A 14,483-nucleotide genomic window follows, 5' to 3' on the forward strand; every position below is an offset into this window, starting at 1 on the left:
TGATTTTGGCTTGGCGCGCGGAACGGTTGACAAGATGTGCGCGTTTCCGGTGCCGCCGGGCTACCGGCGGGAGAAGGATGTGCGCCGTCCGAAGCTGGATGGGTTCACGGGTTATGTCGATGCGTGGCTTTTGAAGGACCTGGAGGTCCCGAAGAAGCAGCGTCACACGGCGAAGCGGATTTACGACCGGCTTTGTGCGGAGAAAGGGTTCACCGGTGGTTATACGACGGTAAAGGACTACGTTCGGGCCCACCGTCAGAAGGCGCGCGAGATGTTCATTCCGCTGGCGCATCCGCCCGGGCATGGGCAGGCGGATTTTGGCGAGGCCGTTGTTGTCTTGGCCGGCATTCAGCAGAAGGTTCACTTCTTTGCTTTCGATCTGCCCCAAAGCGATGCCTGTTACATTCGAGCCTATCACGCGGCCACATCAGAGGCCTGGATGGACGGCCATGTTCACGCCTTTGGCTTTTTTGGCGCGGTGCCACTGTCTGTGGTTTACGACAACGATAGCTGTCTTGTTGCCAAGATCGAGGCGGATGGCCGTCGTCGTCGGACGCAGATGTTTACAGAGATGCTGTCGCATTACTTGTTTGATGATCGCTATGGCCGCCCAGGCAAGGGCAACGATAAGGGCAAGGTGGAAGGTCTGGTTGGTTGGTCGCGGCGCAATTTGATGGTGCCACTGCCGGAGTTTGCAGACATCGAGAGCTTCAACGCCTGGCTGGAAGAGCAATGTCGCAAGCGACAATCAGCGGTTCTGCATGGGCATACGGAGACGATTGGCCAGCGTTTGCAGGGTGACCTTGCGGCGATGTCGCCATTGCCGAGCGCAGCCTACGAGGCTTGCGCCAAAGCCACTGGCCGCGTCAGTTCACAATCCTTGGTGCGCTACAAGACTAATGATTACTCGGTGCCCAGCACCTATGGCTTCCGGGATGTGACGATCCGGGCCTTTGTGAATGTGGTGGAGATCGGCTGTGGTGGCGAGATCATTGCCCGCCATCCCCGTTGCTACGAGCGGGAACAGATGGTGTTCAATCCGGTACATTACTTTGCGCTTCTGGAGAGAAAGCCCGGTGCCCTTGATCAGGCTGCACCCTTGGCCGATTGGGAGATGCCCGAAGAGCTGCAAACCTTGCGCCGCTTGATGGAGGCGCGTCAGGCCCGACAGGGGCGACGTGAGTTCACCCAGGTTCTACGGCTCCTGGAGAGCTTTGAGCTTCCAGTTTTGTGTGCGGCGGTGCGCGTGGCGCTGCAAAAGCGGGCCATCGCCTTTGACGCAATCAAGCATCTGGTGCTGTGTCAGGTGGAATGCCGTCCCGCACGGCTCGACCTGTCGCTCTATCCCTATCTGCCGCGTGCAGCAGTGCAGACCACGAAGGCTTCAAGCTACATGGCGCTGCTGTCGGAGGGGGCATCATGAATGAGGCCTCCGACCTTCTGCTGGCCGATCACCTCAAGAAGCTCAAACTGCCTACGGTGTTGCGCGAGTATGAGAAGCAGGCCCGACAATGCGCTGCTGAGAACAAGGGGCACGTGCCCTATCTGAGCCGCCTGATCGAGTTGGAACTGATCGATCGGGAACGGCGCATGGTGGAGCGCAGGATCAAGGCGGCGAAGTTCCCTGCGCCAAAGAGCCTGGACAGCTTCGACTTCAAGGCGATCGCGGCGCTCAACAAGGTGCAGGTGCTGGAATTGGCGCGTTGCGGCTGGATCGAACGACGTGAGAATGTCATAGCCTTGGGCCCGTCCGGAACTGGCAAGACCCACATTGCCCTCGGGCTCGGGTTGGCAGCATGCCAGAGAGGGCTGCCAGTGCGCTTTATCACAGCCGCAGCATTGGTTCATGAACTGATCGAAGCGCGCGATGAGAAACGTCTCCTGCGCCTGCAGAAACAGATGCTGGCTCCAAAGCTGCTGATCATCGACGAGTTGGGCTTCGTGCCCCTCAGCAAGACCGGCGCGGAACTGTTGTTCGAACTGGTCTCGCAACGCTACGAGCGGTCATCAACCCTGATCACCAGCAATCTGCCCTTCGAGGAGTGGACCGAGACCTTCGGATCCGAACGCCTCACCGGTGCACTGCTTGATCGGTTGACACACCACGTCTCCATCCTGGAAATGAATGGCGAAAGCTATCGCCTCGGACAGAGCCGAAAAACTACCCAAAAACACTGACCAGAAATTGCCCCAATAGGGGCAATACGCCCGGGAACACGCTTGCTTTATGACGAGCCGCTGGTTCCCGGGCGCACGCCTCAAACCAACCGTCACTCAACGCCTCAACTGGCCTACTTTTACGCCGCCTCACTGGCCCATTTTTGCTCCGCCCTTGACAGAAAGACTAACGTCATCCGCTGCACCCAGTTATCAAAGTGCAGGAATGACATCATATAAAAAGTCGGAATTGCTCTAAGTTTGGTAATTAATATTGGAGGCGCACATGTCGCTACGTGAACAAATCAGAGTAATGGTAGTGGATGATATGTCCACCAGTCGAGGGCTCATCACCCAAGCATTGGACGAATTTGGCGTTCGTGACGTAACTGCGGTGGCCGATGGGACATCCGCATTAGAAGCATTCCAAAAATACCCGGTTCACCTCGTAATTTCCGATTACAACATGCCAAACATGGATGGTTTACACCTACTCCACGCTCTCAGAAGCAATGAACAGACAAGAAGCGTCGGTTTCATTCTTATTACCGGTCGTGCAGATCGCGCAGTAATTGACTCCGGAAAACAGCTCGGGATGAACAACTTCCTGAAAAAGCCATTTACCCCTCAGGAACTCAGAAGTTGCATAGAAGCCGTGGTTGGGCGCCTGTAAATGAGGCTTACGTCCGGCTCTCCACATCCGAAATCTAGCGCTACTGATGCTGATAGTTTCCCACCCGGTGGCGACATTTCTACAGCTCACACAATGGCGAACTTGGCATCCGTGTTGGATAGCCTTGCGGACCTCTGCGCGGTTATCCAATCAGATATTGGCAGCGACGTGTCAGAAATTCCCGAGCTTTCCGATTCAATGATTTCCCATTTACAAAACATTGATCGCTTGCAGCAGAACCTCGAAGATCTAAGTACGTTTCACAGTGTGTTTTCTAAGATATGCGGTTCTACGACATTAAGCCTAGCGGATCACGAGCTATTGGAGAAATATATGGTTCTCTCCAGCCTGAAATCTAGAATATTCGCACGACATTTGGACGAACCTATTGCCAACACCCCAGGAGCAATTGATCTGTTCTAAGAGTACTTAGTAACGTTACCAAAGTGTACAAAACCTAAGACAGCGCAATTCAACACAATCTGCCTCACTGAACTACATGTTGAATGCTTTGCGCAGATCAACCCGACTTACTATTCCCTATCGTGGCGAAAGCAGAACGGGCATTATTTTTCGAAAGGTTTCCGATTGTTGGAACGCGGGTGTTAATTTTGCGACCATATTTCTGGGCAATTCCACGGATGTTGCGAAGGGGCGAACAAGATCACCGCGTTCCAACAGTTTTGCAACCAAGGTTTCATGGGCAATCAGCACACCGCCGCCGTGCCGGGCTTCTTCAAGTGCGATGGAATAGAGCGAATGCGTCGTGCCTGTTCGTCGGACCTGGTCAGCGCCTGGCTGATTTTGCAGCCAAGTATCCCAATCATGGTCCCATGCTCCGTCATGCAATAATGTTTCATTGGCCAGATCAGAAATGCCCTTCAGCCGTTTGGCCACGGTCGGCGCACAAACTGGAAAAATTCGATCACTGGCAATTTTGACTTCATTTCTACCCAGTGGCTCTGCGGAAAAGAATAACGTCATGTCGAAAGGCTCTCGTGCCAGATTGGGAGGAGTATCCATGGCGACAACAGACACAGAAATTTCTGGTGCAACCTGACGCAGCGAGCCCAAACGTGGCGCAAGCCAAAGCTGGGCGATGGCAGGCAATGCTGCAACTTTGATTTTCTTTGGCGTCGCCTTGTTACGCAAAGCATGAACGGAAAACCCTAACTGGTCAAATGCTTGCGTGAAACCCGGCAGCAGCTCTTCCGCCAATGAAGTCAACATAACCCCGCGTGCATTGCGGATAAACAACTGCGTTTCGGCCCAAGCTTCAAGTGTTTTGATGTGCTGGGTAACCGCACCTGGTGTGACGGAAAGCTCTTCGGCAGCAGCGGTAAAACTGCCCAATCGTGCAGCGGCTTCAAATGCGCGTAATGCGTTTAAATGCGGCCCTTTCGGGCGCGCTGGGGTCAGAGACATGAATTTGAGCCTTAGTTTTTCTACGCCAAAATAATAGCAATTCTGATTTGCTCTGAACAGTGGTTTCAACGGATCCTTAGGAAAACTAACCTATATCGGAGCCCCCAATGTCACAGCATTTTTCCCAATCCGTTGCCCAGACAGATCCTATCGTCTCTGAAGCGTTGAAAAACGAAGAAACGCGTCAGCAAGATCAGATCGAACTGATCGCCTCGGAAAATATCGTCAGCCGAGCGGTGCTTGACACTTTAGGTCACGCCATGACCAACAAGACCTTGGAGGGTTACCCAGGTAACCGTTTTCACGGTGGCGGACAATTTGTTGATGTTGTGGAACAGGCTGCGATTGACCGCGCAAAACAACTGTTCAACTGCGAATATGTCAACGTGCAACCTCATTCTGGCAGCCAAGCAAATCTTGCAGTTTTCTTCCTGCTGTTAAAACCCGGCGATAAAGTGTTGTCATTGGATCTGGCCGCTGGTGGGCACCTTAGCCATGGCTTAAAAGCAAACCTATCTGGTCGCTGGTTTGAACCACACCACTATGGTGTCGATGGCGACAGCGAAGTAATCGATTATGATGCGCTGGAAAAACAGGCAATGGAAATCCAGCCTAAATTGCTCATCACTGGTGGTTCGGCTTACCCACGTGAAATCGACTTTGCTCGTATGAGTGAAATTGCGAAAAAAGTTGGCGCGCATTTCCATGTTGATATGGCACATATCGCGGGTCTTGTTGCGGCTGGCGTTCACCCAAGCCCGTTCCCACACGCAGATATCGTAACCTGCACCACCACAAAAACCTTGCGTGGGCCACGTGGCGGCCTGATTTTGACAAACAACGAAGAGTTTTTCAAAAAGCTGCAATCTGCGGTGTTCCCTGGCGTTCAGGGTTCTATCCACAGTCAAGTTATTGCAGCGAAAGCCGTGTGTCTGGCTGAAGCCATGACAGACGACTTCAAAGTTTATGGTTCACAGGTGAAAGCCAATGCGGCTAAACTTGCGGAAACCATGCAAAACCGTGGCTTGCGGATCGTATCTGGTGGTACGGATACGCATTTGGTTTTGGTTGACCTTAGCTCGAAAGGCATAACTGGAAAACGGGCCGAAGTTGTTCTGGAACGCGCTGACATTACGGCCAACAAAAACGCCATTCCAAACGACAGCCCGCGCCCACCAGAATGGGTTGGCCTGCGTCTGGGCGCCGGTGCAGCAACAACGCGCGGCATGAAAGAAGCCGAGTTTGAAACCCTGGGTAATATGATCGCCGATCTGGTGGAAGCTGAAGCCGCAGGCGACACAGACGCGACTGTTGATCGCTGCAAAGATGCGGTTGCTAAACTTTGCAAATCTTTCCCGACTTATGGGGCTTGATTTACTCCGTTGCAGTTCTGTCATAGGACTGCAAACTTGGTTCTGTTGGGTCCAACCCAGCAGGACCTTTTTATAAACGCCTAAAGCAGCGGAGGACAATAAATTGATCGATACACACTTAAAATCACGCCTTCAAGCGGTCGAACCGTTGCTGTGGGTATGGAAGGTTGAGCGTTTGCGACGTCACGGCGTAGAGGTGGTACAGCATGATGCCGATTATCAAACAACCTATCAGTTCACCATGATCGCCTCAGAGCTTACCAACTGATGGCGTCACTATCAGGCGCGGTTTGAGTACGTCTTTTTGACCACGCCCCTGCAAATACGCTGATCACCGGCCAGAGGAGCGTGCCAGAAGCGTGGCCAGCGTGGCCTTGTCTGAAATGTGAAGTTTTCCATAAACATTGCGCAGATAATGACGCACAGTGGTGGGCGCGATCTCAAGGCGTTGGGCAACTTGTTTGTAGGTGTGGCCGGTGGCAAATAACTGCGCGACTTCGGTCTCCCTTTGTGTCAAATCGGAAATGGGGTCACGCTCAGAGAGGCGCAATAGATAAAGCCCGGATACCGCATCAAAGCGGACCTGAAGATGCACCCCGACATAGTCCTTACTTGTCAGAGATTTGATGAGTGGCGGCGGAAGATTGGGCCCATGCCACGACGGCCACTCACGTCGGATAACGTTGCTGAACGACGCCTCTGACGATAAAATCAGCCCCCTTTTATCGCATATTGCGGCGGCCTGAATATCAGGTTCACCGTTTAAACGATGCAGGCTTTGTTCCAAACTTCCGCGCCAACTTTGCCCAAGTGCGTGTAGTAAATGCGGCACCAACACTTGATTCAGCATGCGCTCTTCTTCGTTGAACATTGCGTCGCGCCGGTACAGGGACAGAAACGCATATAGTCCCAGATCGCGTTGCTTTGTGCTGGTGCATAAGACATGCCGAATTCCGTAGGTACCCAGAAATTCTGAGATCACTTTATGGGGCGCAAGGTCAGGTTGGTTGAATATAACGGTCGTGAACGGGTTGCCCAAAGAGGCGCTGGCGATTGGGTCATGTTCACTTATTCTGTTCCAGTGTGATCGGTACCCTTCGGGTAAATCAAATCGCGTGGCTGTGTGGATTTCCAGCCCTGAAACCAAGCCCCACCACGAGGCATCAAACGGCAAAATCCGTTTTACGACCTGCAAAGCCGCGTCCTGAAAATCGTGAAATGGGACCTTTGCCGGGAGTTCGTGGATCTCCATCAACGTGGTGCCAATTTGATCTAGTGTCGGCATGCCCCCTCCATATGAACGGGTTCATTTGAACGATTACCCCGTTCACAGTCAAGCCTAGGGTTGTCTCAACAATGACGAACTGGGAGGGAACAAGACATGAAACGTAAGACTGGCTATCTATTTGACGAATCGTATCTGTGGCACAACACAGGCTCCGGTGCCGCATTTTTGCCCTCGGGTGGCGCGATCCAACCGGACCAACCCCATGCGGAAAACTCTGAAACGAAGCGCCGTATTGAGAACCTTCTAAGCGTCAGTGGCATCAAGAAACAACTTCATGTCCTCGATGATATTACCCCCGCGACACGAGACGAATTATGTTCTTTCCACACACCTGAATATGTCGATCGCATCAAAGCTATGAGTGATGCCGGTGGTGGTGACGCAGGTGAGCTTACGCCTTTTGCCGGTGGCGCATATGAAATCGCATGCCTATCTGCAGGCGGTGGCTTGACGGCTGGCCGTGCCATTTTGAACAACGAAATTGACAATGCATATGTGCTGAATCGCCCACCAGGCCACCACGCAGAGGCCGATATGGGGCGTGGGTTCTGTATTTTTGGCAATGGTGTCGTAACGGCCAAAACCCTGCGCAAAGAATTTGGCTTAGGCCGCATTGCGATCATCGATTATGACGTACACCACGGAAATGGCACACAAAAAGGGTTATATGATGACCCTGACACACTTGTGATTTCCCTGCATCAATACCAGTTCTATCCTGCGGATACCGGCTTTATTGACGAGATCGGCGAAGGTAAAGGTAAGGGTTACAACATCAATATCCCCCTCCCGCCTGGGTCTGGTCATGGCGCATATGTGCATGCGATGGATGAGGTGGTCGTCCCTGCGCTGGATCGCTTTGCGCCAGAACTGATCATCGTGCTTTCAGGGTTCGACGCCGGTGGGATTGATCCCCTTGGCCGCAATATGGCCCATACCGAAACATATCGCGAGATGATCGGTAAAATGAAGCTAGAGGCCGAAAAACACTGCGATGGTAAGATGTTGGTCCTACACGAAGGTGGATACTCGGCGGCTTATACACCCTTCTGTGGCCTGGCTGTGGTTGAAACCCTCAGCGGGATCGACAGCGGGATTGAGGATCCGTTTCTTGGAATTATTTCGGGCATGGGGATGCAAGACCTACAACCGCATCAAGCCGAAATGATCGCACAATCTGCTGCACTTGTGTCAGGCATCGCACCGCGCAAAACCTAGTAATAGGTAAGTACAGTTTCGAATAGTATTTAACGAGTATGGCAGCGGTTCGTGGTGGTTGATGGGAATACCGTCAACAGTCCATTAACCGCTGCCGGTTTTATAAGAGCTTCTGGTCACAAATGACCTAAGAGTGGTAACTCCACGGTAGGCAATAATGCTATCCTCAACCGTCGTGGTTGCGCTTAAAAGCAACCGTCCACAGATTTTCAGAAATCCAATTCACGAGCGAGACAGGTTCTTGATACCTGACTGCAGCAAAAATCCAAACTTAGATGCTCGCGTCCGAGTGAAAACGGGCCGTGAACGTTTGCTTTCGTCTATCTCCAGGGAAAACTATGCACCCGCAGAGAACCATTGGTTCGCGACCAACGCGACGATATTTGCCGCATCGCAAACCAGCAGAACATCGCGACAATCCCCAAGGATCATCATCGCGTCACCCATCAGGGGGACTTCTATGGCAGATCTCTATGGCACCGCGAGTTTTCATGTGGCCACCTTCTGGCACTGTCGCAGCTTGACGCCCATATGGGCAATGTGATCGGTTATGATGTCCCTTTCCTCAAAAGCACACAAACTTGACGCGGTAGGGTTGTATGAGTACCACTGACAGCAATCAATCAGTGAATTTCTTTAGAACTTGTTGCCAATATAGCAACATCAAGCCCATAGATCAGTAGGATATATTGCCTCTCTTGAGGTGACGAGGCAATATGGGTGCCTTACTGAATAGCAGTAATTAAGGTAGCTTATGATGAACATGTTGAAAAATATTATCGCGATCACAGCACTCTCTGCATCCGCAGCAATCGCTGGCAATCCGCTTCCCGCCCCTGTCGCCCCCTCTGTCCCTACTCAGCTGCAACAGTTTTCGCCAAGTTGTGTAGATTACATTCCCAATATTGTTTTGTGGGACCATGGCACAAACCGTTTCATTCGGAACATTGAAACACAAACAACTGCAACTCGTCGTCAGGCGACTTTAATCGCGCGCAAATATTGCCGCAGCTCAAGACTTGGACACCCAGACCCATACGCAGAACTGCTTCGCGACATCGCACTTTACCAATAAAATTGGTTGAAGTCTGTTGATACGAAAGAGAGTCCTACAGGGGCTCTCTTTTTTTTGTGCAGGCAGATGTCAACCATGGCCCCCGGCCCTTCGACCTTATACAGTTGCGCCATACAGCCAATCATAGCGTCGATACAAAACCTCTGGTGCGAAACGCCCAGCCAGCCCAGCTGCACTAAATGACACGGCGCGTTTCAACCCACTTTGAGTATGGAAAATTCGCAAGTTCGCAGCAGAGACCTCCTGCACGCGGGTGGCACGCGTGATGCGCGCTTTAAAATAGCGTTGGCAGGCGGACGCAACATCATCTGTGCCCGATCCGACATCGCTTAAGACACGCGTTAACACCACCGCATCTTCAAAGGCCGCCACTGCCCCTTGCGCCATGGAGGGTAACATTGGGTGTGCGGCATCCCCCAATAGAACGACCCGTCCGTCAGACCATCGAGACAAGGGCGCACGCCCATACAGGGGCCAGCGGAACATATCGCCAGCTTCTTCGATGATCCGGGTGATCACTGGGGACCAACTGCCAAAATCCTGCAAGGCTTGGGCCTGTGTCCCCGATTGACGCCAACCGTCGCGACCTGGTTGGTCATCATGCAATGGGTTTTCTGTCTCAACGATGCCGACAAAGTTGATCAGATTTCCCTTGCGCATACGGGTCGTGACGGCATGTTTGCGATCCCCGGCCCAGATGCATCCTGTTGGTGGTGGCACCAATTCCCCAAGGCGATCAGCCGGGACAACAGCACGCCACGCCGTATTGCCGGTGTAGACCGGCGCATCGCCGCCAAACATCTGATTGCGCACACGCGACCGCACCCCATCTGCGGCGACCAATAAATCCGCCGACAGCCTTTCACCTGTTTCCAATGTGACCGTTACTGAATTCTCGTCCTGCGCGTATTGCGCTACGCGCGCGCCTGTGGTCAGCACGTTGGGGGAAACCTCGCATAACCGGGCCCGCAGCGCTTCAATTAGATCAGGTCTATACACCTGAAGGTGACGTTCGCCCCAACGCGCCGTGGCCACGCCTTTCATGGGAAGGTAGAAGACCTGCTTGCCCGTCGCCCCCATGCGCATCTCAATTGCATCAGGCTCAAACACCGCGGCTTCCAACCCGGGCATAACGCCTAGATCGTTCAGTATCTTGATGCCATTGGATGAGATCTGAACGCCAGCACCGACTTCACCGATTTCAGAAGCTTGTTCAAGCACATGAACATCATGCCCTTGAAGCGTCAGAGAAATGCCCGCTGTCAGCCCACCGATGCCACCGCCCGCAATGATGATCTTCATGATGTCATGTCCTGTTTTGTCGTATGTATATAGATTGCAACATCAGTCATTCATTGCGAGTTTGGTGTAAAGCTGACGAATTGCAGCAGGTGCCTGCATGATCAACGTGCGATGACCAACTCGACCATCAAACCCCCTAGATCCCGGCTTTGCCCAAGGCGCAAGCTGCCACCATGGGTGCGCGCGATGTCAAAGGCGATCGCCAGGCCAAGTCCGGTGCCCGCGCTGTCCTTGTTTTGATTGCGCGCGGCGCCCAAGCGCACAAATGGCTTTACCGCGTCGCTGCGGTCTTCAGGCGCGATGCCCGGCCCGTTGTCCTCGACGCGAAACACGAAACTGCGGTCATGCACGAAAACAGAGACCTGCACATCTTTGCCATACCGCAGCCCATTAGAAATAAAATTATCAAGCGCACGCGTAATCGCCTGTTCACGCATTTTCACTTGGATATCAGGTACATCGCCCTGTACGTTCGCCGGATTGATAAAGCGCAGACGCCCGCCATTTCGCGTTGCCTTGGTCACACATAAGCGCGCCAATTGAATTGGGTTCACCTTCGTGACCTGATCATGGGCATCGCCACGTGCGAAATCGAGGAAACTGTCGATCAATCGTTCCATATCGATGATATCATCATGCATCGCTTGGATCTCGTCATCATCTTCATCCATCAATGACAGCGACAACTTCAGCCGCGTCAATGGGGTGCGCAGATCATGGCTGACCCCGGATAACATCATTGTTCGCTGCTCGATTTGACGTTCAATACGGGCACGCATGGCCAGAAATGCCCCGCCTGCGGCACGTACCTCTGCCGCACCAGATGGCGCGTATTCCTCCCATTGCCCCTTACCAAACGCTTCCGACACCCGCGCAAGTTTTTTGATAGGTCGCATTTGATTGCGCATAAAAACGTAAGCAACGCCCGTCATTACAAGGCTTGTGACAATCATCAAAACCAACAACTGATGGGGATTGGGCGCCGACACACGCAACCGCGAGAATAACACAAGCAACGCACCATGTTTCGTGGATGCGCGAAACATCACAAAGTGCTTATCCGACGCCAGATCAATCGCATCGACACGTGGAAGCCCATCCAACATGACTTCAATCACCACTTTGCCAGCCAGATCGTAAAACAAACTGCGTGTCTCAATGTCACCCTGCTCAACGGCGTCCTTGCCCCACCACGCGGTCAGAGCAAAGGGCGTTTGATAGGCCTCCACAATTGCCTGAGCATCCTCGGAACTGGGTGCCGCATCGATTTGATCCAGCATCCAGACCATTTCGCGCACAACATTTCCCGTCATCTGACGGGTCACGTCTTCAAAGTGCCGCTGAATAAAGACGATGGACACGACGAGCTGAATGGTCACAATCGGCACAACCAAGATCAACGCCGCCCGCCCATATAGCGTGCGTGGCATAAGATTTTTCATTCGGGCGCGGGCACCAGGAAGCACCCAAGAGAAAAGAGAAGACATTCGCATGCGCTAACCTAACCAGAGGCACGCGCGACGGAAAGACAAAAGCAAGGCCAACCCAATGTCAGACACTAATCCCCAACCGCAAGTCGGTAAAGTCACCCCGTTTGAACCCGGAATTTCCATGGTTTTGGCACCGAATGCGTCTCCCATGACCTATTGGGGCACCAACAGCTGGTTGGTTGGTGAAAACCGCCTCGCCATCATAGATCCCGGCCCCATGGACGCGGCTCATCTCAACGCATTGATAGACGCTATTGATGGGCGGCCTGTCGATCATATCCTCGTGACCCACGCCCATGTTGATCATTCCCCCCTCGCCCGAAAGCTTGCCCAAACGGTTGACGCTCCCATCCTTGCGTTTGGGTCGGCCACGGCAGGTCAAAAACCGCATATGCAGGCCCTTGCAGCAAGTGGTCTGGCCGGTGGCGGTGAAGGTATAGATCATGATTTCACCCCTGACATTATCCTGAACGACAACGATGTCATCCAAGTTGATGGGCACCCTATGCAGGCCTTGCACACGCCAGGCCATATGTCGAACCACCTTTGCTTTGCCTATGAAACATCCGAGCAAACCAAGGCGCTGTTCTCCGGTGATCATGTCATGGGATGGGCCAGTTCGCTCGTGTCGCCCCCCGATGGGGATCTAACCGCGTTCATGGCCTCATGTGAAACACTCGCAGCCCGCAACGACCGAATCTATTATCCCGGTCACGGCCATCCCATTGCGAATCCCGCCGCACGCGTCCAGTGGCTGATCAATCACCGCAAGAAACGCGAAGCGCAGATCATCGACACCCTAAAAACAGGCCCCCAAACAGCAGAATCACTGACACGCGAGATCTATACTGACGTGAATCCCGCCCTTCTCCCTGCAGCCGAGCGCAATGTTCTGGCACATCTCATCGATCTAACCCAGCGCGGCCACGCCGCATCGCAATCCGATCTTTCCCCGACCGCCACATTCCAACTACAATAATGCCAAATGCGGTAGCAAAAAACCGAAGGTGAAAAAAAAATGGAGAAACCATGAAAATCCACTGGACGCCACAAATCCCCAACGCTATATCACCCACATATTCCGGCGTAGCTCAGCGGTAGAGCAGTTGACTGTTAATCAATTTGTCGTAGGTTCGATCCCTACCGCCGGAGCCAAACACCTCTTAAGTGCTTGATAACAAGCGCAATTGCAAAACAGGTTCGATGAGAATCAAACATGCAAGAGGATTTGGTTACACAAGAGGTCACACAAAGAGTGACACCGCACTTGTGATTTTATCTGCCTTCAAGTCAGCCCCCAAATTAAGGGGCAAACATGGCTCAACATCTATTTATCAAAAACGGCACGTATTATTTTCGGCGCCGGATCGCGGGTTATCCACATAAAACGCGTCCGCTGATGGTGTCTCTGAGTTGTAAAGACCAATCTCAAGCCCTTTTTCTGCTTCAACAAATCCAAGCGGAATATCAAAAAATGTTGAACAGCTTTCTTTTCATACAGCCCCCCTTACCCGAAGACCTGGTGCGCACATATTTGACCGCTGCCCTGCGCAGCCATGTTCACAATATGCAGCGCAATCTGCGTTCAGCGCGTATGACGGGTCGGATCGAAGAATCCGATCAGGTGCATGCAGACGTCTATCCGGTCGTTTTACAATCCATGCTGGAACACGGGGTGCAGAAAAGCTTCCCTGCGCAGGCCATTGATCCGGACTGGTCGCAAAAACACCTGGAAGCCGCTCTTCGAATTTATGATCTTGAGCGAAACGCAATTATGTCGTCCGAAGGTCTGGTCTTGTCGCGGTTTAGTTCCGGTCTCTTTCGAGCAATGTTTGCTATGAAGGAGATAGAGAATGGCAAAGAGATACACAGACGAGTTTCGGCGTGATGCGGTGCGCATGGCGACGACGAGTGGCTTAACGCGGCCTCAACTTTCATCAGATTTAGGGGTTGGGCTTTCGACGCTGAACAAATGGGTTCAACAGCATCAACACGATGACCTGATGTCAGGACCGCATGAAGACGTTGAGAAGGAGAACACGCGGCTTCGCAAGGAAGTCCGTCTGCTGCGCGAGGAGAGGGAAGTGTTAAAAAAGGCGGCAATCTTCTTTGCAGGCCAAAGCCGGTGAGATTTGCGTTCATCGACGCCTGGAAAGAAGAATGGCCAGTTGAGTTCCTGTGCAAAGTTATGCGGGTCACATCACGTGGTTTTCGCGCGTGGCGGGTTCGCCCGATGAGCCAGCGTCAACGCGATGATATGGTGATCCTGGCTCACATCCGTGAACAGCATCGCTTAAGCCTGCAAAGCTATGGGCGGCCTCGGATGAACGAGGAACTGCAAGAATTGGGATTACCGGTGGGCCATCGCAGGGTCGGACGTCTGATGGGCGAGAATGGCATCAAGATCATCAGAACCCAGAAATACAAGGCGACAACGGACAGCAACCACACGTTCAACATTGCACCAAATCTGTTGGATCAA

General features: G+C 52.8%; 14 protein-coding genes, 1 tRNA gene and 1 pseudogene. 12 read left to right on the forward strand and 4 right to left on the reverse strand.

What is annotated here, in order from left to right; translation table 11 throughout:
- The 4 genes from istA to RJ38_RS05525 form a co-directional block, all read left to right on the forward strand.
- Positions 1-1,423, forward strand: a 1,423-nt coding sequence (gene istA, locus RJ38_RS05510) for an IS21 family transposase (RefSeq protein ID WP_039017904.1), incomplete at its 5' end; no start/stop codon positions are given.
- Positions 1,420-2,178 (forward strand): IS21-like element helper ATPase IstB, encoded by a 759-nt coding sequence (istB, locus tag RJ38_RS05515; RefSeq protein WP_202903862.1) that lies wholly within the window; start codon positions 1,420-1,422, stop codon positions 2,176-2,178. The genes istA and istB, both read left to right, overlap by 4 nt.
- Before the next feature lie 265 nt (positions 2,179-2,443).
- Positions 2,444-2,830: a response regulator gene (locus RJ38_RS05520; protein ID WP_039017905.1), complete on the forward strand. Its 387-nt coding sequence runs from the start codon at positions 2,444-2,446 to the stop codon at positions 2,828-2,830.
- Complete coding sequence (locus RJ38_RS05525) at positions 2,831-3,253, forward strand: hypothetical protein (RefSeq protein WP_156121770.1); 423 nt, start codon at positions 2,831-2,833, stop codon at positions 3,251-3,253. It begins immediately after the preceding gene.
- Between the two features lie 117 nt (positions 3,254-3,370).
- Here the strand turns inward: RJ38_RS05525 and RJ38_RS05530 are convergent, their stop codons facing one another.
- Positions 3,371-4,255, reverse strand: a complete 885-nt coding sequence (locus RJ38_RS05530) for a LysR family transcriptional regulator (RefSeq protein ID WP_039017907.1) — start codon at positions 4,253-4,255, stop codon at positions 3,371-3,373.
- A 107-nt stretch (positions 4,256-4,362) separates the two neighbouring features.
- Between RJ38_RS05530 and glyA the strand changes: the two genes are divergently transcribed.
- Together glyA and RJ38_RS18805 are read left to right on the forward strand one after the other, a co-directional pair.
- Positions 4,363-5,628, forward strand: coding sequence for a serine hydroxymethyltransferase (gene glyA, locus RJ38_RS05535; protein WP_039017908.1), 1,266 nt, complete (start codon positions 4,363-4,365; stop codon positions 5,626-5,628).
- Between the two features lie 103 nt (positions 5,629-5,731).
- Positions 5,732-5,896, forward strand: a complete 165-nt coding sequence (locus tag RJ38_RS18805; RefSeq protein ID WP_156121771.1) for a hypothetical protein — start codon at positions 5,732-5,734, stop codon at positions 5,894-5,896.
- Positions 5,897-5,959: 63 nt separating this feature from the next.
- Here the strand turns inward: RJ38_RS18805 and RJ38_RS05540 are convergent, their stop codons facing one another.
- Positions 5,960-6,913, reverse strand: coding sequence for a helix-turn-helix transcriptional regulator (locus RJ38_RS05540; protein WP_039017909.1), 954 nt, complete (start codon positions 6,911-6,913; stop codon positions 5,960-5,962).
- 96 nt (positions 6,914-7,009) lie between these two features.
- On the opposite strand from RJ38_RS05540, the gene RJ38_RS05545 reads away from it, so the two are divergent.
- Both RJ38_RS05545 and RJ38_RS05550 read left to right on the forward strand, forming a co-directional pair.
- The gene (locus RJ38_RS05545) at positions 7,010-8,134 is read left to right on the forward strand and encodes a class II histone deacetylase (protein WP_039017910.1); all 1,125 of its coding nucleotides are present in this window, start codon (positions 7,010-7,012) and stop codon (positions 8,132-8,134) included.
- A 757-nt stretch (positions 8,135-8,891) separates the two neighbouring features.
- Positions 8,892-9,209: a hypothetical protein gene (locus RJ38_RS05550; protein WP_156121772.1), complete on the forward strand. Its 318-nt coding sequence runs from the start codon at positions 8,892-8,894 to the stop codon at positions 9,207-9,209.
- Between the two features lie 96 nt (positions 9,210-9,305).
- On the opposite strand, the gene RJ38_RS05555 is transcribed toward RJ38_RS05550, so the two are convergent.
- The gene (locus RJ38_RS05555; RefSeq protein ID WP_039017912.1) at positions 9,306-10,511 is read right to left on the reverse strand and encodes an FAD-dependent monooxygenase; all 1,206 of its coding nucleotides are present in this window, start codon (positions 10,509-10,511) and stop codon (positions 9,306-9,308) included.
- A 101-nt stretch (positions 10,512-10,612) separates the two neighbouring features.
- Positions 10,613-11,941, reverse strand: coding sequence for an ATP-binding protein (locus tag RJ38_RS05560; protein ID WP_238321655.1), 1,329 nt, complete (start codon positions 11,939-11,941; stop codon positions 10,613-10,615).
- A 118-nt stretch (positions 11,942-12,059) separates the two neighbouring features.
- Here RJ38_RS05560 and RJ38_RS05565 point away from each other — a divergent pair, with 118 nt between their 5' ends.
- From RJ38_RS05565 to RJ38_RS19195, 4 genes and pseudogenes are all read left to right on the forward strand, one after another.
- Positions 12,060-12,980 (forward strand): MBL fold metallo-hydrolase, encoded by a 921-nt coding sequence (locus tag RJ38_RS05565; protein WP_039017913.1) that lies wholly within the window; start codon positions 12,060-12,062, stop codon positions 12,978-12,980.
- A 101-nt stretch (positions 12,981-13,081) separates the two neighbouring features.
- Positions 13,082-13,156: transfer RNA gene (locus RJ38_RS05570), tRNA-Asn, on the forward strand.
- A gap of 160 nt (positions 13,157-13,316) precedes the next feature.
- Positions 13,317-13,889 carry a hypothetical protein gene (locus tag RJ38_RS05575; RefSeq protein ID WP_039017914.1) on the forward strand — a complete coding sequence of 191 codons (573 nt, stop codon included), beginning with the start codon at positions 13,317-13,319 and terminating at the stop codon, positions 13,887-13,889.
- Positions 13,855-14,483, forward strand: a pseudogene (locus tag RJ38_RS19195) (IS3 family transposase); the annotation flags it as partial. The gene RJ38_RS05575 and the pseudogene RJ38_RS19195, both read left to right, overlap by 35 nt.

Origin of the sequence: Halocynthiibacter namhaensis (assembly GCF_000812685.1) — a bacterium.
GTDB lineage: Bacteria > Pseudomonadota > Alphaproteobacteria > Rhodobacterales > Rhodobacteraceae > Halocynthiibacter > Halocynthiibacter namhaensis.